The sequence below is a fragment of the Colwellia sp. BRX8-5 genome, from assembly GCF_014077325.1.
Taxonomy (GTDB): Bacteria; Pseudomonadota; Gammaproteobacteria; order Enterobacterales; family Alteromonadaceae; genus Colwellia_A.
This window is the reverse complement of record NZ_JACGVR010000018.1, coordinates 14,874-37,469: the sequence shown is the minus strand read 5'-3', so window position 1 is coordinate 37,469 and position 22,596 is coordinate 14,874. Positions and strand designations below refer to the sequence as shown.

The following is a 22,596-nucleotide window of genomic DNA, read 5'->3' as shown; positions in this document are numbered from 1 at the left end:
TTATTTAGCTATGCATTGCGATAGAGTCTTAAAGCTACATTTTATTTACAGTAATGCTCATTATTGTCATATACATGGTAAATAAGACCAACTAAACACAGTCCTGGAAATAAATAAGTAAAAAAGGGAAAACTATGCGAAATAACCAGACCAAAGCTAATGTGGGAATATTTAAACCAGACAAAAATAATGGCTAAAATAGCACTTAATATTAATGATAGAACAGCCATAACCCTAATTAATGAACCCGTACAGTAAGGTTTATTTGGAAAAATGTCGTTGTGTAACCAAGCATGGAGAAACTTGATAGCAATACCCAAAGGTATTCCCATATAAAATGCTTCTATAAACTCTACTCGCATACTTCTTCCCTATGTCGTTAATTTTGTTATTTTAATACGTATAAGTTACGGGTTAAGCTGTTGCCAAATCCTCAGCTTCTCAATCGTTTTTTGCTGGGTTATTTTATTCCATAGTTGCCTGTAGTTAAATAATACACGGTCAATACTACCAACAATTTGTTCTCTTTCTATAGAGCCAAAATAACGTGAGTCGTGGCTCAGTTTACGGTTGTCTCCAATCATGAAGTACTTACCCGTTGGAACAGTGAATAGAGGGCTCTTTGTGACTAAGCTACTTTTAATATAATCAGGTAAGTCACTAGCAAAAATAATATTATAATTTTTCTTTTTTGAAGCAGATATATTGTTAGTTTCTTGGTATACACTAAATGAATACTTACTGGAATAGGACAGTTCTTTGTTTTTGATAACGTTCATTGTCGTGGCTTTCAAGGGGTGTATGCTGCCATTGATATAAAAATTATTGTTAATAATTTGTACGGTGTCACCGGGTATCGCCATTACTCGTTTAACAAATAATGACCCTTTATTGTCAAAAACGACAATATCACCACGTTGTGGATTATTTATCGCGAATAGATTTTTACCCCAATAAGGAATTTTAATATCAAAAGCGAGTTTGTTTACTAAGGCATAATCACCTTCAATTAGGTTGGGGTTCATTGACACAGACGGAATGTAATTCCAATTAATAATCGTACTTCGAATAAAAAATAAAGTTAATAAAAACCAGAAAAAACCTTGGTTGTTTTGATATAAATTTACCTGTAAATTTCTAAGGTTATTTGGCGTCAAATTTACATTCATTATACGCATAAAGGTTGCGTGTCATTTGTCGTTGAATCGGTAAAATTAGCGATATCAAAATCGACGATATTGGCGTTGCCATTAATATCCACCAGTACATTATTTTTAGTTAAATCCCCATGAGTAATAGCTTTGCTTTTTGCATGTGCTATGGCTGTTTTAAGTGTTTCATCAACTTTGTTTTTTGCCGCTTCACTTGGTGAGCTATTTAAAAATTCATATAGGGTGATGCCGTTTATATATTCCATCATAATGTTTGGCTCTTGATGATCATCATGACCAATATCAATAAAGCTGGCGATGAATTGATGATCAAGGTTTGCCAATAACTGCGCCTCTTTTTTAATCATATTAAGGGCTGTTTTATTTGAGTCGGCTAAGGCGAAATATTTAATAGCAACGGTATGTTCTATTAAGCCGTCTATTCGCTTGGCTAGGTAAACATCACTCATACCACCTTGGCCAATTAACGATTGAATTTGATATTTGTTGTTTATTAAGCGTCCGATACGAATACTTGTATCTTCGTTATTAATGATCCCAAGATGTAAGTATTCGAGCATCTCGTTGGCTGAAGAACCACTGTGTTCTAATAAGCAGGATAACTCGGTTGCTACTGTTGAATTCTGTTGATGCAGTTGTGTCATTTTCTGCGCTAATAATTCTTTTGGCAAACTTGAGTATTCTGTAAATAATTCATAAAGCAAAGACATAGGTTAAAACCCGTTGAAGTGGCTATGATACCAAGCATGCGCAAATTTGAGTTCATTTTGTACTGTACGCAGAGATATACTATACATATCAGCAATTTTCTTTGCATTTAATCCAGCAAAAACATTGAGCTGAAGAAGTTCTGCTGCCCGGGGTTTCTCCTGTACCAGCGCATTATAAACGCGTTCCAAGTCACAGATTGTTTCCGCAATGTTACAGTCGTATTCAGGCTGTTTTTCTTCCTGAGGCAGGGTGTTTTTCTGCGCATTTTTACTGCGAGATTGATCCTTCATTATTGAATAAACAACCTTACCAATAAGTCGATAAAAGTCTGCTCTGTTATCAAGTTTTGCACTGGTTACTTTGCCTAACCGAGGATAAAGGTGATTGATAATATCAGTGGTTGAATCAATACATACAGAGACTTGATTGACATTAGTTTGTTGGTTATTTAGGTTTTGAATTTTGCTCTTGCGTATTTGATGTCGAAACTGTTGGTAGCATTGAATAAACAATTCATCGTAGGCAGTTTCATCGCCATTTTGCCATTGAGTGAGTAGCTCAGTTACCGGCACGTCTGATAAAAATTTTATGTCCATATATCTGTTTTTATTTGAGTTGTTATAAATATGCTAACACGTGACATTTAATGCTTCTAGTTTAATGATCGTTTATTTAACAAAAAATAAATATTATATTTTTTTCGTTTTTAGTTCATTGCAACGTGTCTTTTCGTTTTAAAAATAAGTGTCTAAGGTGACATCATAATTTTTTAAAAGGTAATTTGTAAATATGGAAAATCAACAAGTTGTGAGTTACAACAAAACTAATGCTTTAGGCCATTTTCAAGTGATGAACAAACTTGGAGCAACGTTTTTCATGCTCTTTATAGTAGGTGCTTTTTTACCCCTAGCTGATTTAGGTGGCTGGTCTGATCAAACATTTAGTTTATACAATATTGCAAACCCAATGGTGTTGTTGGTTATCGCAACCTTAGGTGTGCTTGTTACCTTAACTGGCCTTAGCCGCACAGCTTCAAGATTGTTATCTTTAGTGTTTGTGGCTCTTGTTGTTGGCTGGTTTTTAACTCAGCTTTACGACATTTATGATATGGCAAAAGTAGCGAGAGAAATAAGAGGGCGTGACTTTGAGTTCAAACACTTTGCGCGTTCAATAAAAAGTATGGCTCAAGGCTTGCCAATCAACAGCGCAGACGACCTTTTTTCGGTGGCTAGTATTTTATTAATGGCTTCTTTTATTGGCTTAGTGGGCTGTATCTTTTCTCCTCGTTATAAAGAAAACAAGCAATTTAAAGCGGCAATTTTAGGTCAGCCAGTTGAAGTAAATGAATCAACATCAACAGGAGATAGCACAGAGGTTAATTCTGCTAAAGCCTCTTCACTTGTAACTAACCTAAAAAGTACTTTGAGCTTAGTTATTACTAAAGCTATAGCGTTCATTAAATATGTTTATCAAATTGTTAAGCCCTTGATTAATGCACTGCTAGATAAAGGCGCAGATATTATTTGCAAACAACAACCCAACTTAAAACGTGAACAAGTAAAAATGGTATTGCTTGGGGTCATAGTTGTTCTAATTTATCTCATCATTTTTTGATTTTTAATCACCTATAACGAATAAAAAATATAATAAAGGACAGATTATGAAATGTATAAAATCACTTGGTTTGGTTGCTATAACACTATCTCTAACAGCATGTGGTGGAATAAAAAGCCAAGCAGAAATTACACAAATGTCACCAACAGAAGTCGCTGTGCTGGCTTGTAATGCATATAAAAATATTGAATTAGAGCAGCTTCAGTTTTTATTTCCTGAAAAAGCGTACAAAAAGTTTATTAGTAAGACAAGTAAGTATCCAGAGAAGTTTGCTGCGTATGTAGAAAATGCAAATTGTAAAATTAAAAATACAGAATCCATAACTTATAAAAAGATAGATTCAACTCGTATTACTTTTGAAAAATTCGATGTTATTAAAGTATTTAAAGTAGATGGTCAGTATCAAATAGCAGTAGAAGGATAAACACATTATGAAAAAAACAATAATACTCTCAGTTCTAGCAGTCTTAGTATTAAGTGCTTGCGGCGACCCAAAATATGAAGCCAATGAAATTGCACAGCAAGCGTGTATTGCCGATAAAAATAGCGATATAGACACCTTAAGTGACTTGATGAACGATGAGATGTTTGAAATGAACAAGGCAATGCATGAAAACGCGGATCCGTTAATGAAAAACATATTAAAAATGCTTAACTGTGATTTGAAAAGTACGGAAGTATTAGATGATGGTAGTTATATCGTTAATTTCAAAAAACATAATAGTTATGAAGTCAAAGAGGTTGATGGTGATTTAAAAGTTGTTGGCGAGCAGTATTTTTAAATTCATTCTGTTTAGTTTCGTATGATAATCATCTGAAATTAAAGATGATTGTTATTTGTTTTCCGTTTATCATTGCTGTCTATATTGGACTGGAAACTCTCTAATAATGACAGGGAGTTACCACTTAAAGGATTTAAAAATGCTCACAAAATTTGTGCGTTCAGCACTTTCAATTTCATTTTTCACGGCAACATTAGCAATGGCAACATTTGCAAGTGCCTCAGACCTCGTTGACTTTAATACAACACACGTTTTTCCAACTGATAATTTTGACTTACAACGAGCTGTTGAAGGCTTACGTCACGCCCCTTATGATTATTGGACTGATATTCGCTGGAATGAAAAATCTCCATTGGGTACACCTATAACTATCAAGTTTGCTTTTTCAGGAAAAACGATAGGGGGACGTGATGTCCGTGATTTCTATCCGCGTGAAAAAGAATTAATTATAGGTGCTTTAACTAGTATTAGCCGAGTTTCAGGGATCAGCTTTGTTGAAGATGATCCTATAGATAGGACTGAACGGTATGACCTGTTATTCGAAAATATTGCGGGTGATATATCTTTCTCAGGGCTACCAAGTGGCCATAGTTCACCAATAAATAGTGATGATTGTGATAACGGAGGAACTGACTGTGAAATAGGTGCAAGACTTATAGATCTCAGTGTTAATGGACTACTTGACTATCTTAATCCACAACGCGAATTCGATGAGGCCAATTGGGTAGTAGACTATAAGCACGATTTATCAAAAGCCAAGTCTGAATTGCTTTACCATATATTGCAGTCGCTAGGTGTTTACCCTTCAGATCATGCAGGGGTAAATGTAAAGCTAACCAGTGAATATGATAATAAGTTTTATACTTTAATGTCTTCAAATATTGGGAATTCTTCATCTGAAGTATTTTATCCTACTGATTTAAAAAAATATGATGTAGCGGTATTACAACACCTATACGGCAAAGCTGAAAATACCAATACGGGTGATACCTTGTATACCTATGATGATTCATATGATTTTCATCAGATCATTTATGATGTTGATGGAGTTGACACCCTTAGTGTTGCTGATACTGCCCGAAATAATATTATAGATTTACGCGCAGGCGCCTTTAGTTCAATAGCGCCAAATCCTACTGGTTTTTATGATAAAAATATTGGAGGAGAACATTTAAACCGTAGTAACAATAATTTATCAATTTCTTATGATGTGGTAATCGAGAACGCCATTGGTGGTAAAGGGGATGATGTTTTAGTTGCTAACTCTGTAGCTAATATGCTTGATGGTGGTGGCGGTATTGATATCGCTAAGTTTGCTGGCAATAAAGCTGATTATACTATTGAAATCATAAACGCTTATACGGTAGAGGTAACATCGGTGGTGGTTACTGAAGATAAAGATAGTTTGGTTGATTTTGAATTTATTCAATTTGCAGATGAAACCATTGTCATTAATAAAGCGCCTGTAGTTACTATGCCTGAAACAATTACAGTGAGAGAAGGGTTACAAGCGAATATTGCGGTTACAGTTACACAACCAGATAATGATATTCATAGTTATACATGGACTCAACTTGATGGTATAGAATTAACACTGGAAAACGCAGATAACTTAAATGTTAATTTTGTTGCCCCTAGCGTTGATGCCCAAGAAACTATTAACCTGCAATTAGTAGTTTCAGATGGTGCTAACGTTATAACCAACACTGTTACTATTATTGTAGTTCCAAACAACACACCAATAATAACTAATGTTACAGCAGACCAAACTGTTGATGAACGAACAACGGTCATATTAACTGTTACCGCTACTGATGCCGACAATGATGCGCTAACTTACCGTTGGGTTGTAAATGACGCAACAGTAATATTAACGGGTGATACGACTGAGACTGTTTCATTTACTGCCCCAGATGTTACTACGTCAACTAACTTAACCGTTCAAGTATTTGTGACAGATGGTTTTGATGAGGTTAGCAGTGAAATACGAACAGTAACTGTTAATAACATTGATACAACGCCAGACCCAGTTGTTACTCCAGCTAAAGAAAAAAGTAGTGGTGGCTCTTTTGGTTATCTTATCTTGCTAATTGCGGGTTTAAGATTATTTAGAAAGTAAATATACTTAGCGTTGGCCTCGTTGTACAAGAAAGCCAGTTTTATTAATTAACTAAACTGGCTTAACTTAGCTGAAAACAGCCAAGAATATTATCAAAGCCTTTAAACATAAAGCTCTCCTGTGGGATTGGTGTAAGGATGCTCGGCTGCCCAAAGAATTTAGTCGACAGCGAGCGCATCCTTACTCAGCTTCGCACTGAAGGTTACGATGTAACCAATAGCTACGATGATGCAGAATTAGTGATTGTAAATACCTGTGGTTTCATTGATTCAGCCGTTCAAGAGTCTTTAGATACAATTGGTGAAGCACTTGCTGCCAACGGTAAAGTATTGGTTACTGGCTGTTTAGGTGTTAAGAAAGACGAAATCATCGAATTACATCCTAATGTTTTAGGTGTTACGGGACCTCATGCTTACGATGAAGTGTTAACACAAGTACACAAACATGTAGCCAAGCCTGTTCATAACCCTTTTATTGATGAGTAATGACTTCCATCGAATTGCGTTTTCTTACAATTTTTCACACAACGCTGACATTTGATAGACAAAAAGCCTCAGGAGCCGAACGCAATAAGTTTTTATAATACCCCCATAAATTACAAAACATAAACTTTAGGGAACAATTATTATGAACAAATCACTTATTAGTACGGTATTACTTTTAGCTTCATCGACTGTTTTTGCAGAAACTGAATATCCTACCAATCCAATATTAAGACCTTTAACATTAACTGATGGCACCATTGCAGTCAGTGGTGCCTTAGCGTGGGGAGAAGAGGAGGATGAAAGACACGCAGCGCTAAATTTAAATCTGGGCTACGGGCTGACTGACAATTTAACGATTGGTTTGAATGGTATTAGTTACCGACTTTTAGCTCGCCCTGACAATGAAGCAGGCTTTGAGTTAGCGGTTGGGTTAGGTTTAAGGGGCTTTCAAGAGTCAACCATTAATGGAGATTCGGTTGCTTATGGTACCGACTTAAAGGGTAAGTATGTCTTTGATAAAAACTTAGCTCTGATTTTTTCTTTAGGTTATGTAAAGTGGGATGAAGAGAAGCTACAAAATAAAGATGAATACCGTTACTCTGTTGGTGTGCAAACCCACTTAGCAAAAGATTGGACGGCTAACGTTAACTATACTTATCGAGATTTAAAAGACTTTCAGCAAAAATCCGCTCATGAAGTTAGTCTTGGTGTTAATTATAATTACAGCAAACAGACCGACATTGGGATGTTTGTTGGCTATTCAAGTTTCGATGCGCAAGAAAATGGTTATCAATATGATAATAATTTTGATTGTGTGGCAGGTGTTTACGCCACCTATCGTTTTTAACTTAACTTAACTTAACTAATTGGGTAACTACCCTTGTTAGTCATATAAAAGTGAGTTGAATAGGCTCACTTTTATCATAAAAACATCTTCTTTTTAATCATCAGTCGTCACTAAGTTATTTTTCTCTTTAACACTAAATTGTTACATTCGTTGGCAAGACACAGCTAATATTCGTTGCTACACTGGCCGATATAAATAAGGATAGCATTATGTGTGGTCGGTTGAATACGACGTTTGATAGCGGTGTAAAAAAGCTTTATACCCACTTAAAAATAAATAAGGTTATCGATAGGCCGATTGATCGTCGCTTTGTTAAAGCAGCAGACACCGTTTCCATTGTGAGGAATGTGGGTGAACAACGCCGAGTAGAAAGTGCTATGTGGTGGTTATTGCTAGATCAAACTGAAAATGACTTTAAACCCTCTCGGTTTACTTCATTTAATACCCGATTTGATAAGCTTAATACTCCCCAAAGTGCAGGTTATCAGGCGTATCGGAGCGCTAGGTGTATTATTGCCGTTAAAGGCTTTGGTGAAACTGAATTTGTCGATAAAAAGCCGGTTCATTACTTTGATATGCAAGCAGAGTCTGGCGGTTTAATATTGGGGGGCTTGTATAGAACATGGCAGCACAATAAAACGGGTGAAATAAAACTCAGTTGCTCGGTGATAACACTGCCCGCACATGAAAAATTAAAACATATCCACAGCAAAGCCATGCCACTGATACTCCCGCAAAATTTATCACTCATAGACAAGTGGTTAGATCCACAATGTGATGAACTTAATCAATTTGAACATTTGTTACAGCCGCGCTTACCTCAGTCTTTGATTGCCCATCAAATTGATAGACCCATGACTCATCAGCCAATTTCTTCGCCGCAAATCATTCCTTATGATTGAGCATATGAAAGTAAATTTAACCGTAGCTGCCCTTTTACTTGTCGAGAGTAAAAGGGCAGAGCATCGTTCTTTATTTATGATTGAAAGTCGATAATACGCTAAGTTATCTGAGATAATTGATAGTAGGTGTAAATAGCGTAAAGGGAACAGAAGGTTTTAGCGTAGAAGCACATTTAAAAGCTGGTGTTGTGTGTTTAATAACCGTTTATTATTTAGACTTAGTTGATGTAATATTCTGAAAAGCCTAAGGTGTTCTTATTGAGAGTATCAATTTTTAAGAAGGGATAGAATGTCTTGTTAATTTTTATTAAAGGTAAAATGAACAGTTGGCTTTTTCCGCTTATTGCGGTGTTAGATGTAAGCGAAATCATCAGCGTTCAACTATTTTAGGCTATTGTTAACATGGACTTTTTTTCTCTAATACTTCTTGTCATAGTTATTCTAATAGTATTATCCATTGTTTGGAGTACGCTGAAAACGGGGATTTCCCCTATGATGAGTTCAAGCAAAGCGTGCAAAACCATGCTTGCTGAAATAGATACGTATGAAAAAGGACCTTTAATTGATCTAGGCTCTGGTTGGGGCACGCTGGTTATAGCTGTTGCCCAAAAACATCCCAATCAGCAAGTTATCGGCTACGAGTTATCTTGGTTTCCGTGGTTGGTTTCAAAAATTTTGAAACACAGTTTACGTTTAGATAACCTTACTCTCTTTCGTAAAGACTTTAAAAACGCTGATCTCAGCACTGCCTCGACCCTAGTTTGTTACCTTTTTCCTGAAGGCATGGTCGCTCTTCAAGAAAAGTTAGTAGATGAAGTCTTTAATAAGGTTACTATTGTGAGTAACACCTTCGCCTTACCTTTATGTCAACCAACAAGAGTCATCAAGCTTAGAGATTTCTACCAAACACCTATTTACGTATATCATTGGCCACCAAAATGAGCTTTGGCTTTATTAAGGCGTAATGACGATATACTATATTCTAAATTTCAGTATCTAGCTGACAAAGCCACTCAATAATGAAAATTAACAATTGGCTGTTTTTATTTCGTTCAACATTTCAGTAAACTTTTAATCTCTCCTTATTGGAGTGTAGCTAAATAGTATTAGTGTGTTTTACCTTTGGAGAATAAATGAAAAATGGATTTGTGGGCGTTTTTGATATTGCGTCAGTAACAAAGACTTTAGCTCTTTGTATTCTAAGTATCGGCTCATATTTGATATATAAGCTCTACCTGTTGTCTAAGCAAATTAATAAACATACAGCGTTAAAAATATCTAAGACTTTTATTTTTATCACAATATTTTTATATATTATTTCGTTTGGCACCCTAATTCACGCACTAGCAAACTGGCAAGAACCCGGTATTTTAAATTTCACCTTAGGTTTTCATATTATCTCATCTATTTTCGATATCACCTGGATAATTATGGTGCGTAATCGTATTAATCTAATTGCAGGCGCTAATAAAGGAGACAAACTTTGGTTAAACCCGTTTATTACATCGTTGTTACATGTGGTTTATATGCAACATAAAATAAATCAAGGTTTGGCTAAAAACGCTACTGAGTATCAACGTTGAAGAGCGACCAAATATGAAAGCCCAAATAGTGTTGCAAAACTATTCAGAATCAACTGTAGAACTAGACGAGTTAATATCTGCAGTTGAAGTACTAATAAACGTAGGCTTCTTCATTATTATTAGTGTGATATTGTTTTTATTAGGTATTATTCTAATTTTTATAGATATAATGAAAATTAGAATAATAAGTTGTTAGCTTAATAAGGGCAGTTAATGGGTGTAGGTGTTAAAAAGTTAGCAGAAGATGATTGTTATTTTACCAGTAAAATCGTTTTATTCGGCGTTGTTGTATTATGTGCACTTTTTGGGCTTGGTCTAAGTCTATTGGTTAGTTTAGTTCTACTTGAGCCATCAACAGGGCAGTGGGCTAATTTATTAAGTTCTATTATTTTCCCTGTACTCGCTTCTGGTTATGTTTTGCATTATTACTATAAGCAGGTCTTTACTCGCGCTAAGTAATACAACCATAGCTTCAAACTAAACCAATAGCTTATTTGTGTGACTTATATTAATCACAGACGCTAACTTGGGTTTGTTCAAATAAGCTTAAATCTTCGAGAATAAGTTCACGTGCCTTTTCCATCGTAATAGGCGCAAAGCGTACTTTACCGCCTTGAGATAACTGACCTAATTTGGCGGTATCAATGGATATAACTGCACCGATTTTAGGATAGCCACCAATTGTTTGACGATCATTCATTAATACTATTGGTTGGCCATCGCTAGGAATTTGCACGGCACCATGACAAATACCCTCTGATAAGATGCCGTTAATATCAGAGACAATTTTTTGACCTTCTAAACGATAACCCATCCGGTCAAAGCTTTTACCAACGCTATATTCACTTGAAAAAAACAATTTTTGCTGTTCTACACTGAAATGATGTTGCTGATAACTAGGAATAATACGCAGCAGTACTTCTTGGCTATATTTAGGTTGGTCTTCTATAGATAAACTAACTAATTGAGAATCTTTTGTTGTTACACAAGGGAGTATATCGTTCGCGGCTAATTTTTTGCCCTTTAATCCCCCGATACCTTCACGGCAAACGGTTGCAGTGCTGCCAAAACTGGATGTTATATTAAAACCACCAGCAACAGCAAAATAACTTCGCATACCAAGGTTAGTAAAACCTAGTTCGACTAAGTCACCGGCTTTCACCTGATAACTGCGCCATAACGTTTTTACTTGACCGTTAATGGTTAATGGCATGTCAGCGCCTGTTACGGCAATAACAGCATCTACTTGTGCAATGATGGCAAAACCACCAACACTCACTTCAATAGCACTAACATTAAGGGCATTATTACATAAGCGGTTTGCCCAGTGAAAAGCCAGCTTATCAATCGGACCACCATTGGTTAAACCGACATTAAAAGCACCATAACGACCCTCATCTTGAACAAGACTTAACATGCCTGGTCGTTTAACAATAAAACCTAAGTTTATTGCCGGTCTTCTTAAAGAAGCTTTACTTTGACTAATCATATGTTGCACCTAATACACCACCTAGTACAAAAAATTCATCTTTGGAAATCGCTTTAAATTTAACCCTATCACCTACTTGAACGGGCATTGTTGGCGTTTTATTGGCGTTAAACATTTCAATAGGGCAAAGACCAATAATATTCCAACCACCGGGAGAAGTACTTGGATAAACAGCTGTTTGCCTGTCAGCAATACCAACAGCCCCTTTAGGCACTTTTATACGAGGAGTGCTTAATCTAGGCATCGCAATACGCTGATCAACTTCGCCTAAATAAGCAAACCCAGGCGCAAAGCCAATCGCATAAACGTTATATTCTTGTTGCTGATGTAGGGTAATTATTTGCTCTATGGTTAAGTCTTTAGATTTAGCCATAGCCGCTAAGTCGGGTCCTGACTCGCTTGAATAATAAACAGGTAATTCGATGAGTGCCCCTTGATTATTATTAATTATTGGTGAGTTTATTAATAGCTTTTGCAATTTGTTAGTGATCTGATGATGGTCGATATTGTGTAAATTAAACATCACTAATATTGAAGCATAAGATGGTATTAAATCAATAATATCATTGCTCATCTCTTGCCTGATCAGCCATTGTGCTTGCTGTACTTTTGCGGCAACTTCATCATTAACGGGTTGGTCAAAATAAAGGATCAAGCTGTTTTCACCGGCAATTTCTATTTTAAATGTTGCTGACATTAACGAACAAGCTCCCTAATAGTGGCTATTGCTTCTACGCCCTCGAGGTTGTCACCGTGCACACACAAGCTGTCTACTTCTAAAGGTAAGCGCTTACCATTAATAGTGATGACACTGCTTTGCTCTTTTAACAGTTTAACTTGTTCGATCATTTTTTCTCTATTATGCACCGCACCTGTTATGTTACGTGATAATAAGCTGCCATCATCGTTGTAGCATCTGTCAGCAAAGGCTTCAGTGAGTATTTCTACGTTAAATTTTTCTGCTTGAGCGCGATGTTTTTTAATATTTGAGCTTGCTTGTATCATTAGCTTAAGTGGTTTGTGATATTGGGCTATGGCTGAAAGTATCGCCTCGCGCACTTCAATATTAGTCATCATGTCGTTATATAGTGCACCATGAGGTTTTACATAGCTAAGCTCAATATCTAAAGACTGAGCAACGCCATCAATAGCCGCCACCTGATATAAAACTAACGCAATAATTTCTTCTGTGGAGCACTTCATTGAGCGACGACCAAAACCAACTAAATCAGGGTAACTAGGATGAGCGCCAACACTAACGTTGTGCTGCTTAGCTAATTGTAATGTTTTTTGCATGACCAAAGGATCGCCGGCATGGAAGCCACAAGCAATATTTGCTTGATCAATGTGCGGCATTACTTTTGCGTCTGAGCCCATATTCCAAGAGCCAAAACTTTCGCCGAGGTCGCAATTTAACTTCATTTCATTTCCTAAAAATATTACCGTATATGCAGTGAAGAATTATGATTACTTTAACTATACTCTGACCAAGCATCGTTATTTTAAATCTTTAGCATGCTGTTAAGTGACAAAGATTAGCCAGCATCTTACTAAATTTTAGGTGTATAAGGCTAATAGTATCTAAATAAGAGAGGCTAGATTACTTAAATCAAATGGCTGAGATAAATATAAAAAGATGTTAATGATACTTTTGGGGAGTGTACAACAATAAAATCAATGCAATAAGACACTTGCCAGTTCAATAAATGATCATTTTTGTGTACTTATTGATCCTACATAATTTATTTTCGCAAGTAATAAGATAAAATGTTATCTGTACATTTCCTTGCATGTGTTAATGTCATTATTTTAGACTTTACCGGCAGTTATGGTCTGTAGTCCTGTTAAGGCAAAGACTTGATTTAATGCTAGGTTTTCAAATAAGTAGTTGCCACAGACATGATAAAATGACGGAGTGTATTGATTACAATCACGGGATGAGTGGCCAGTTGTTTGACGAGCGACTTTACATTAGCAATGCCTGTAAGGTATAAATTGGTATTGTTACCTTTGACCCCAGTAACAAGCAATCGGTCGTTTCTGTTAAAGTTAAAGTTACTGTTAAAGTTAAAAATAAGCTAAGCTTTAACAAGCTAAAGGCTGACTATTGTTATAATTATTAACATACCAATAGATCTACTTACATTCTTATGGGGGGGACCTAATTTCACCGTTGAAATTAGGTAAAAACGATGGTGCTAAATGTCGAATAAATATCTATTATTTATTGTTTTTTCATGGTCACTGCAAGTTGAGGCAAATGACACCATAAACATTGCTTCAGACGAATGGTGTCCTTACATTTGTAATGAAGATGATAAGCCAGGTATATTAATTGAAATCATCAGTGAAATTGCTGAAGCTCAAGACTATGATGTTAGTTTTACCCTTATGCCGCTGGCTCGTTCATTAAGGCTTCTTCAACAATCAAAGTTAGACATGGTCCTCGCTTTAACAAAAGAACACATTGAAGCTTTTGATTTAAGGCAAAGCCAACAAGTTTATGGCGGCTTGTATAATGACTTTTATGTTAGTAACGAAACTCAATGGAAATTTTCTACCATAGAGAACCTTAAAAACTTCATTGAACAGGGCAATATTCTTGGGCTTATTAATGGCTATGAATACGGCAGTGCAGTGAGTGGCCTAAAAGAAACCTCGGGTGAATTTATATTTTTAGCCTCGGGAGATAAGCCGTTATCCAGTGCTTTAAAAATGCTCAGTAAGCAGCGTATAACTGTGCTGCTTGATTCGCGTTTTAATGTTGAATATGAAATTCAGGATAAAAAAATCACTAACTTACAATATGCCGGTACCCAAGGTATATTTGTTCCGCTTTTTATCGGCTTTGCACCAGACACTAAGCTTAAATATATTAGTGCCTTTGATAAAGGCTTAATAAAACTAAGAAAAAAAGGACAACTGTCAAAAATATTGCAGCGTTATGGTATCTCAGATTGGCACTCAAAAAAGTAGCCAGCCAACGGACTAAATAAAACCCTCAGGCAAGTATTTTTACCACTTGTTTACCGGTAAAACCTCCATCAACTTGAATGTGCAGGGCACGAGAAACCTGCTGTGCGTTAAATTCAATTAAGGTAATATCAGGCGTTTGAATACTGCCTTTTGCTAGTGCATCAAGTAATTGATTACTCTTAAAACTCATTTTTTGTTGTGCGCACAAGCTATTGGCTAACCACGCACCAGCGAGTGATACTATGCCGATATTGGGCGCTTTTCTAAACATGAGCTCTTGGTCAATGTTAGGCAAGGGACGCAAGCAAGCAATACGACCACAAAACCTCATCAGCTCAATATTACGCATTGTTGAGTCACCACCAACAGAGTCAAGTACGGCATCAAAACCTTGTGGTCCTAATGCTAGGCGAATTTTTTGACAAAGTTTTTTATCGTGGTAATCAAATATTGCATCAGCACCGAGTTTCTTTACTAATTTATGATTATGCTTAGCAGCCGTGGTAAACACATCTGCACCACGTTCCTTGGCAAACTGAATAGCAAATTGCCCAACAGCACCTGCACCAGCCTCAATTAAAATAGTATCGCCTTGTACTACTTGTAATTTATCTAAAGCAATTAAAGCCGTCATACCGGCACAAGGAAGTGTTGCCGCTTCACTTGCTGTAACATTTTTTGGCACAATAGAAACGGCAAAGTTAGGGACTTTAGCGTACTCACTTAGCACGCCTTGTTGACCAATATTGGCATGCCACATAACGCGGTCGCCAATATTAGGAAACAGGCCTTTTTTAGCTTGAACGACAATGCCAACTGCATCTAAGCCAAGAATATGAGGATATTGCCATTGAGAAAATCCACTTTTAGCGAAATGAGCATCAATAGGATTGAGACCTACATATTCAACCTTAACTAACAGCTCGTGTTCATCGCACTCAGGTAACGGCAATAGCACGTCAGATAAATGGATTTTTTCGTTTGCCTTTTCAAGCACTATAGCTCGCATAGAAGTAGGTTGGTCAATGTTGGGCAATATCTCAGTAGTTAGCATAAAAAAACTCAAACTTTACAAGGTGATTAAACCGTAACTCCACCGACCATTAAAAGCCTGATAGGCACTTACTTTGGCCAGAGATGAAGAAATGGTCGCGTTTACTGCATTTTCTTGGGCTATTAAAACATCCTGCCGCGCATCTAACAACTCTAAGTAAGGAATTTGCCCCTCTTGATACATAGCGTTAGCTTGCATAAAAGCTTGATGAGCAAATTGAAAACGTTTATCTGCAAAGCGTTTTTGTTCAAGGTGCTTTGTCAGCAATTGTAACGATAGTTCACTGTCATTAATAGCCGCTAAAACAACCTGCTGATATTGGCTATAAGCCGCTTCACTTAAATATTGCTGCGCGTCACGTTGCGCCAGTAAAGCTGGATAGCTTAATAATGACCATTGTATTTGTGGCGCGACTTGCCATTGATGCTGGCTATTATTTAATTGACTACTGCCAAGGCTTAGCACACCAACAAAGGCACTTAAACTAATGTCAGGTAACAAGGCTTTACTTGCGGCTACACTTAACGAATTAGCTTGGCTAAATTGATATAAGGCTTGGCTAATATCAGGACGTAAAGCTATAGCCGAACTGGGTTGCGCTAAAGTGACCTCAAAGGGTAAGTCAAAGATCTTTTGTTCATTATTAAGCTTTATATCGCCGCTTAAACGACCGGTTAATAAGGCCAACGTAGATAAATCGTTATATAATGCATAACTTGTTTCAGGTAATAATGCTTGTTGTTGACTTAACTGGGCACGAGTGCGGTTTAAGTCAAGTTCATTAGCAATGCCTTCTTCAACCCTGGCGGAAAGAACCAAGATACTTTTTTTAAGCGCAGCAACTTGCAGACTAATAATCTCTTGCTTTTGCATATTGCCCTGATAACTAATGAAACCTTTAACAACAGACGAAATCACTTCGATTTGCAAGGCGCGTAATTGTTCAGCCTGGCTCATCGCTGATGCATTGGCGGCATCAACTAACGCATTAATACGACCAAATAAATCGAGTTGCCAACTTAAGGCTAGATTAGCACTTGATTGACGACTAATATTATCAGCTATGCTGGTGCGTTGCGCACCAATCTCAAGCCCACCTTGTGGTAGAAAATCACTCTTTTCTACCTTGAGTTTAGCTAAAGCACTTTGCAATTGTAACTGACTTGTTTTTAAGTCATGGTTATTGGTAAGTGCATCTTTAATCAATTGATTCAATTGTACTGAGTTGAGTTGTTGCCACCAATTAATCTCGTCTTGACCGGTCAACTGTGTGGCTATATCAGCATCAGCAATAAAACTTTTCATTAATTGTTGATGCTGTTGCTCATCAATTTTGGTGGCACATCCCGATAATAAGCTGGCGACTAAAACGACACCGACAGTTAACTTGGTTTTTAGCGGTTTAGCGCTAAATTGCTTGGCTTTTAAACTACGGGTAAGTAACTTAATCATTGGCTACTCCTCAACCTTTTTTTGTTTAGTCTTGGTCACTAAAATATAAAATACTGGCGTAAAAAGCAGGCCAAATACAGTCACGCCTATCATGCCTGAGAACACCGCATTACCCATAGCATGGCGCATTTCTGCTCCAGCACCTGTAGCAAAAACTAACGGTAGTACCCCAGCCGTAAAGGCTATCGAAGTCATGAGTATTGGACGTAAACGCAGCTTACATGACTCAATAATAGCGTCAAAGTGAGATAAGCCTTGCTCGTTTTGATCCTTAGCAAACTCTACCATTAAAATAGCATTTTTCGAGGCCAGTGCGACCAGAACAATTAACGCAATTTGGGTGAAAATATTGTTGTCTGAACCAACGAGCCAAACACCTAACAAAGCAGAGAATATAGTCATGGGTACAATGAGAATAATGGCTAAAGGTAAACGCAAACTTTCATATTGTGCAGCTAAAACCATAAAGACTAAAAGCACCACTAGCGGAAAAACATACACCATAGTGTTGCCGGCTAATATTTGTTGGTAAGTCACTTCTGTCCATTCATAAGCAATACCTTTGGGTAGGGTATTGGCCAATATACCTTCTATTGCCGTTTGTGCTTGGTCTGAACTATAACCAGGGGCAGGGCTACCATTAAGCTCAGCACTTGGGTAACCATTGTAATGCATTACACGGTCTGGACCTGTTGTTGGCGTTACGGTTAAAACAGAACCTAACGGCACCATATCACCATGGCGATTGCGCACTTTGAGGTTTAATATTTGTTCAGGGTCTTGGCGAAACTCAGCTTCTGCTTGCGCTTTTACTTGATAAGTACGACCAAACATATTGAAGTCATTGACATAAACTGAGCCTAAATAGACTTGCAGCGCATTAAAGACTTCATCAAGTGGAATTCCTTGTATTAAGGCTTGTTCACGGTCGATATCTATATCCATTTGTGGAACTTGAATTCTAAAACTTGAAAACAGTCCTACCAATGCAGGGTCTTGTCTTGCTTTGTCAATAACTGCCTGTAAGCTATTAAATAACACTTCAAAGCCTTTGTTACCACGGTCTTCAATTTGTAACTTAAAGCCGCCGGTTGTACCTAAACCTTGGATTGGTGGTGGTGTAAATACCGCAACAAAAGCTTCATCTATGGCTGTAAAACGTTGGTTTAATTGCGCTGCAATTGCCATAGCTGATTTACTATCATCAGTTCGCAGAGAAAAAGCATCTAAAGGAAGAAAAACAATCGCACTATTAGGACTATTAGTAAAACCATTGATCGACAAGCCAGGAAAAGCAACAGTATGAGCAACACCTGGTATATCTAGAGCAATTTTTTCCATTTCTCTAACCACCGCATGGGTACGGTCAAGACTTGCTGCGTCAGGTAATTGAGCAATAGCGATAAGATATTGTTTATCCTGTGCTGGAATAAAGCCACCGGGCACACTGCTAAATAACTGTACCGTTCCACCCAAGAGTGCGATATAGGCAACAATAACGATAACACTCATACGCATTAATTTTTTAACCAGCTTCTGATAACCATGGCTACCACGTTCAAAAACACGGTTAAAAGGCGCGAATAACCAACGGCCAAAAAGTTTATTAAGTAGGCGTGTTAATCGATCTGGTTTACTATCGTGTGATTTTAATAACAATGCCGCCAATGCTGGCGATAACGTTAAAGAGTTAAAGGCCGATATTATCGTTGATATCGTAATAGTTAAGGCAAATTGTTTATAAAATTGCCCCGATAGGCCACTAATAAATGCCGTTGGTATAAATACCGCACTTAATACTAAGGCGATAGCGATAATAGGTCCGGTGACTTCTGTCATGGCAACGCGTGTTGCTTCTAAAGGGCTTAGCCCTTTTTCGATGTTACGCTCGACATTCTCAACGACAACAATAGCGTCATCGACGACAATACCTATTGCCAGTACTAAACCAAAAAGTGATAGGGTGTTAATTGAAACGCCAAGTAATTGCATTACCGCAAAGGTACCAATTAACGACACGGGTACGGCAATTAACGGGATAATTGAAGCACGCCATGTTTGTAAAAATAGTATTACCACAATCACAACTAAAACAATGGCTTCAATTAAGGTCGTTATTACTGCATCGATAGAGTCACGGACGAAAATAGTGGGATCGTAAACTATGTCGTATTCGACACCAGCAGGGAAGTCTTCAGATAATAACGCCATAGTTGCCCGTACTTGATCTGATAACTCAATAGCATTAGAACCAGGTCGTTGAAAAATAGGCATAGCTAAAGCAGGTTGCCCGTCTAACATGGCACGCAAGGCATAAGTATTTTGTCCTAGGTCAACACGAGCGACATCTTTTAATCGAGTCAGTTGGCCTTGTTCGCCGACTTTAATAATAACTTGTTCAAACTCTTCAATGTTATCAAGGCGGCCTTTTACATTGAGTAATACTTGAAATTGACTGTCGTTAGCAGCAGGTTGAGAGCCTAAACTACCGGCAGCAACTTGTTGGTTTTGCTCACGTAATGCATTAATAACATCGGTTGCGGTTAATTCACGCGCAGCTAATGCATCTGGGTTAAGCCAAACGCGCATCGAATATTGACCACCACCAAATAATTTTATATCACCAACGCCGGGTAAGCGGGAGATTTTATCTTTAACGTAGAGATCGGCGTAGTTAGATAAATATGCGGTATCATGGCTTTCTTGGGGTGAATATAAATGTACCACCATAGCTAAATCAGGCGATGATTTTTCTGCAACCACACCCAGACGTTGCACTTCTTCTGGTAAGCGAGATAATGCACTATTAACGCTATTTTGTACTTGTACTTGCGCGCGATCTAGATCAGTTCCAAGAGCAAACGTCACCGTTAAGGTCATACGACCATCGCCAGTGGCTTGTGAAAACATGTATAGCATGTTTTCAGTGCCGTTGATTTCTTGCTCAAGTGGGGTTGCCACTGTTTGTGCAATAACCGAAGGGTTTGCCCCCGGGTAATTTGCCGTAACCACCACGGTTGGTGGCACAACACCAGGGTATTCACTAACGGGTAGTTGAAAAAGTGAAAGTCCACCAGCAAGCAGAATGACAAATGACAAGACAGCTGCGAATATCGGGCGTTGTATAAAAAAATGTGAAAAGTTCATGGTTAACTCTTATTCTTCTGACGTTAGTTTTGCCGTTAAACTGGCATCAGCAACAGGTGATAAAGTAAAGGCAATACCAGCACTATCAATGGTGACATTATTAGGTGCGACAGGCATGCCTGGACCTACGCGGGCAGGGCCATTAACAGCAATAACATCTGTTGCTTTTAGCCCGGAAGTAATCGCCTGTAAACTGCCGTAACGCTCACCCAATTTAACCAGCTTATATTGCAAAATATTATTTTCACCAACAGTTAAAACAAAATTATTTTTTAAGTCGGTACCAATAGCGCGTGAAGGCACGATAATTTTTTCGGTAATGGCATTTGCAGCCAACTTGATGCGTGCAAAAGAGCCTGCACGGAGTTGGTTTTTCTCTTCATTAAATACCGCTCTTACCCGCAATGTGCCGGTTGCCGAATTTATTTGGTTATCAATAAAATCAATATAGCCTTGGTAAGCAAACTCACTTTGTCCTACTTTTTGCATCATGACTTTTTGCTGATCGGAGGCACTAATATTAGCAAAATCGCTATTCCAAGTGCGCTCATCAATGTCAAAGTAAGCAAACATCGCTTGGTTAGAAACAATCGTTGTTAGCACACTTTGTCCGGCGATAATGTTATTGCCTTTGGTAATGTTGGCGCGAGAAATAATACCGTCGATAGGTGAACGAATAGCGGTAAATTCTAAATCAAGTTGTGCTGCTGTTAATTGTGCTTGTAATGCAGCGAGTTGTGCTTCGCGCTGACGTAATGTTGACGTGCGAGACTCTGCTTGTTCAGTGGATATCGCTTTTCGTTGAGTTAAACGTATTGCACGTTCTTCTTCACTTTTTGCTTGATCAAATGCAGCTTTTGCACTGTTTACTTGTGCTTGAAGGCTAGCAACAATAGCTAAAAAGGGTCGATCATCTAGTTTAAACAGGAGATCGCCCGTGTTAATTTGCTGACCCTCATCAAAAGCAATCGACTCTATTACCCCTGAAACACGTGGTTTCAAAGCAACTTGCTCGGGAGCTTCTAAGTGGGTGGTATAGGTGTGCCAATTTTGTACAGATTTGACTAGCACTTCTGCCACATCAATCGACTGTAGTTGTTGCTGCTGTGTTTTTTGACTAGGCGCTTCTGAGCAACCTAATAAAGTTAAGCTTGCCATAGCAATAGCTACTGCGATTAAATGTTTATTCATAATAAGACCTCTTTTAATTTGAGCGCAATTTTACGTAACAAACCTGTTGATAAAAACCATAGATTTTGCATTTGATTAGTGCCAAAATGGCACCAATAGAATTGTAATGGTAATAAAATATGGATACGACTAGCCGATTATTGATGTTGCTTGAAGTGGTTGAACAAGGTTCTTTTATTAAAGCGGCTGAAGTACGTAATATTGACCGTTCGGTTATTTCTAAACAGCTCAGCCGCCTTGAGGAACAATTAGGCGTTAGATTACTTAATCGCACTACACGTTCATTTTCCTTAACGGCTGCTGGCGCTGAGATGGTTAAAAAAGCAGCTGAACTTAGAGAGTTACTGGGCGAAACAGTACGAATGGCTGAAAATTATCATTTGGAGCCCCAAGGAGTCCTCAAAATAACGTCTTCTACCTTATTTGGGAAACGTTACTTACAGCCAGTCATTAACGATTTTCAAATGCGCTTTCCGCAGGTTGAAGTAGAATTGCGTTTAGATGATCGTGTTATTGATATTGTCTCAGAAGGGTTTGACCTTGCGTTTCGTATCGGTGAGCCCAAAGATTCGTCGTTAATTGCTCGTAAAATAGCGCGTAATCGTTTGTTAATTTTAGCGACCCCGACATTTATTGCTAATTATGGTTTACCTCAAACTATCGAAGATTTAACGCAATTACCGGCAGCAAGTTACGCTAGCACCTCGTTTAAAGTCGAAGGTGTTCGCTACTATGATAAAAATGGTGAAGCCAAGGAACAAAAACTCAATAGTATTTTTAGGGCAAACGATGCCGAAGTTTTATTGATGAAAACATTATCAGGTAGCGCGTTTTTTGTTGCGCCAGCTTTCGTACTTGATAACGAAGTGAAAGATGGTCGTTTAGTACCTTTATTAACCGACGTTAGATTAATGGAGTATGGCGCTATCTATGCAGTATATCCACATCGCGATCTACCCGTTAGAACGCGATTATTTTTTGATGCGGTTCGTGAGTATTTAGGAAAAGAAATACCTATTTGGGAACGGGCTATTCCTAACTTTGAACAGTTATATACCCGGTAGATATTTGT

At 37.8% G+C, this 22,596-nt stretch carries 22 protein-coding genes and 1 pseudogene; 12 read left to right on the top strand and 11 right to left on the bottom strand.

The genetic code is table 11. The features are described from left to right. Positions 1–41 precede the first annotated feature (41 nt). The 4 genes from H4J62_RS12790 to H4J62_RS12775 are packed head-to-tail and all read right to left on the bottom strand — an operon-like array spanning position 42 to position 2,479. Positions 42–362: a hypothetical protein gene (locus H4J62_RS12790; RefSeq protein ID WP_182216577.1), complete on the bottom strand. Its 321-nt coding sequence runs from the start codon at positions 360–362 to the stop codon at positions 42–44. A 45-nt stretch (positions 363–407) separates the two neighbouring features. Continuing rightward, positions 408–1,178 (bottom strand): signal peptidase I, encoded by a 771-nt coding sequence (lepB, locus tag H4J62_RS12785; protein WP_182216578.1) that lies wholly within the window; start codon positions 1,176–1,178, stop codon positions 408–410. Continuing rightward, on the bottom strand, positions 1,169–1,882 hold the full coding sequence (locus tag H4J62_RS12780) for a protein kinase domain-containing protein (protein ID WP_182216580.1): 714 nt from the start codon (positions 1,880–1,882) through the stop codon (positions 1,169–1,171). The genes lepB and H4J62_RS12780 overlap by 10 nt, the downstream gene beginning before the upstream one ends. Positions 1,883–1,885: 3 nt before the next feature. Then, positions 1,886–2,479, bottom strand: a complete 594-nt coding sequence (locus tag H4J62_RS12775) for a sigma-70 family RNA polymerase sigma factor (RefSeq protein WP_182216582.1) — start codon at positions 2,477–2,479, stop codon at positions 1,886–1,888. Positions 2,480–2,672: 193 nt separating this feature from the next. On the opposite strand from H4J62_RS12775, the gene H4J62_RS12770 reads away from it, so the two are divergent. The 10 genes and pseudogenes from H4J62_RS12770 (at position 2,673) to H4J62_RS12725 (ending at position 10,674) form a co-directional block, all read left to right on the top strand. Next, positions 2,673–3,497, top strand: a complete 825-nt coding sequence (locus H4J62_RS12770; RefSeq protein WP_182216583.1) for a hypothetical protein — start codon at positions 2,673–2,675, stop codon at positions 3,495–3,497. 46 nt (positions 3,498–3,543) lie between these two features. Further along, complete coding sequence (locus H4J62_RS12765) at positions 3,544–3,921, top strand: hypothetical protein (protein WP_182216585.1); 378 nt, start codon at positions 3,544–3,546, stop codon at positions 3,919–3,921. Positions 3,922–3,928: 7 nt separating this feature from the next. After that, on the top strand, positions 3,929–4,279 hold the full coding sequence (locus H4J62_RS12760; protein ID WP_182216587.1) for a hypothetical protein: 351 nt from the start codon (positions 3,929–3,931) through the stop codon (positions 4,277–4,279). A gap of 139 nt (positions 4,280–4,418) precedes the next feature. Further along, positions 4,419–6,398: a M10 family metallopeptidase C-terminal domain-containing protein gene (locus H4J62_RS12755; protein ID WP_182216589.1), complete on the top strand. Its 1,980-nt coding sequence runs from the start codon at positions 4,419–4,421 to the stop codon at positions 6,396–6,398. An 86-nt stretch (positions 6,399–6,484) separates the two neighbouring features. Beyond that, positions 6,485–6,877: pseudogene (rimO, locus tag H4J62_RS12750) on the top strand (30S ribosomal protein S12 methylthiotransferase RimO); the annotation flags it as partial. A 148-nt stretch (positions 6,878–7,025) separates the two neighbouring features. Then, positions 7,026–7,730: a porin gene (locus H4J62_RS12745; RefSeq protein WP_182216590.1), complete on the top strand. Its 705-nt coding sequence runs from the start codon at positions 7,026–7,028 to the stop codon at positions 7,728–7,730. Between the two features lie 209 nt (positions 7,731–7,939). Beyond that, a complete protein-coding gene (locus H4J62_RS12740; protein WP_182216592.1) occupies positions 7,940–8,632 on the top strand; it encodes an SOS response-associated peptidase family protein in 693 nt (230 codons plus the stop codon). Between the two features lie 492 nt (positions 8,633–9,124). After that, complete coding sequence (locus H4J62_RS12735; RefSeq protein ID WP_310733550.1) at positions 9,125–9,574, top strand: methyltransferase; 450 nt, start codon at positions 9,125–9,127, stop codon at positions 9,572–9,574. Between the two features lie 191 nt (positions 9,575–9,765). Then, complete coding sequence (locus H4J62_RS12730) at positions 9,766–10,215, top strand: hypothetical protein (protein WP_182216596.1); 450 nt, start codon at positions 9,766–9,768, stop codon at positions 10,213–10,215. 213 nt (positions 10,216–10,428) lie between these two features. Next, positions 10,429–10,674: a hypothetical protein gene (locus tag H4J62_RS12725; RefSeq protein ID WP_182216598.1), complete on the top strand. Its 246-nt coding sequence runs from the start codon at positions 10,429–10,431 to the stop codon at positions 10,672–10,674. Positions 10,675–10,723: 49 nt separating this feature from the next. On the opposite strand, the gene H4J62_RS12720 is transcribed toward H4J62_RS12725, so the two are convergent. The 3 genes from H4J62_RS12720 to H4J62_RS12710 are packed head-to-tail and all read right to left on the bottom strand — an operon-like array spanning position 10,724 to position 13,126. Next, a complete protein-coding gene (locus tag H4J62_RS12720; RefSeq protein WP_182216600.1) occupies positions 10,724–11,704 on the bottom strand; it encodes a biotin-dependent carboxyltransferase family protein in 981 nt (326 codons plus the stop codon). After that, on the bottom strand, positions 11,697–12,401 hold the full coding sequence (gene pxpB / locus H4J62_RS12715; protein WP_182216602.1) for a 5-oxoprolinase subunit PxpB: 705 nt from the start codon (positions 12,399–12,401) through the stop codon (positions 11,697–11,699). Before pxpB ends, H4J62_RS12720 begins: the two co-directional genes overlap by 8 nt. Further along, the gene (locus H4J62_RS12710) at positions 12,401–13,126 is read right to left on the bottom strand and encodes a 5-oxoprolinase subunit PxpA (RefSeq protein ID WP_182216604.1); all 726 of its coding nucleotides are present in this window, start codon (positions 13,124–13,126) and stop codon (positions 12,401–12,403) included. Before H4J62_RS12710 ends, pxpB begins: the two co-directional genes overlap by 1 nt. 780 nt (positions 13,127–13,906) lie before the next feature. On the opposite strand from H4J62_RS12710, the gene H4J62_RS12705 reads away from it, so the two are divergent. Further along, positions 13,907–14,680 (top strand): ABC transporter substrate-binding protein, encoded by a 774-nt coding sequence (locus H4J62_RS12705; protein ID WP_182231339.1) that lies wholly within the window; start codon positions 13,907–13,909, stop codon positions 14,678–14,680. A 25-nt stretch (positions 14,681–14,705) separates the two neighbouring features. Here the strand turns inward: H4J62_RS12705 and H4J62_RS12700 are convergent, their stop codons facing one another. The 4 genes from H4J62_RS12700 to H4J62_RS12685 are packed head-to-tail and all read right to left on the bottom strand — an operon-like array spanning position 14,706 to position 21,524. Further along, positions 14,706–15,734 carry a zinc-binding dehydrogenase gene (locus H4J62_RS12700; RefSeq protein WP_182218260.1) on the bottom strand — a complete coding sequence of 343 codons (1,029 nt, stop codon included), beginning with the start codon at positions 15,732–15,734 and terminating at the stop codon, positions 14,706–14,708. A gap of 15 nt (positions 15,735–15,749) precedes the next feature. After that, complete coding sequence (locus H4J62_RS12695) at positions 15,750–17,186, bottom strand: TolC family protein (RefSeq protein WP_182218258.1); 1,437 nt, start codon at positions 17,184–17,186, stop codon at positions 15,750–15,752. Between the two features lie 3 nt (positions 17,187–17,189). Next, positions 17,190–20,333 carry an efflux RND transporter permease subunit gene (locus H4J62_RS12690; protein WP_182218257.1) on the bottom strand — a complete coding sequence of 1,048 codons (3,144 nt, stop codon included), beginning with the start codon at positions 20,331–20,333 and terminating at the stop codon, positions 17,190–17,192. Between the two features lie 9 nt (positions 20,334–20,342). Continuing rightward, a complete protein-coding gene (locus tag H4J62_RS12685) occupies positions 20,343–21,524 on the bottom strand; it encodes an efflux RND transporter periplasmic adaptor subunit (protein WP_182218255.1) in 1,182 nt (393 codons plus the stop codon). Positions 21,525–21,643: 119 nt separating this feature from the next. Here H4J62_RS12685 and H4J62_RS12680 point away from each other — a divergent pair, with 119 nt between their 5' ends. Then, the gene (locus H4J62_RS12680; RefSeq protein ID WP_182218253.1) at positions 21,644–22,588 is read left to right on the top strand and encodes a LysR family transcriptional regulator; all 945 of its coding nucleotides are present in this window, start codon (positions 21,644–21,646) and stop codon (positions 22,586–22,588) included. The last annotated feature ends 8 nt before the right edge of the window (positions 22,589–22,596 follow it).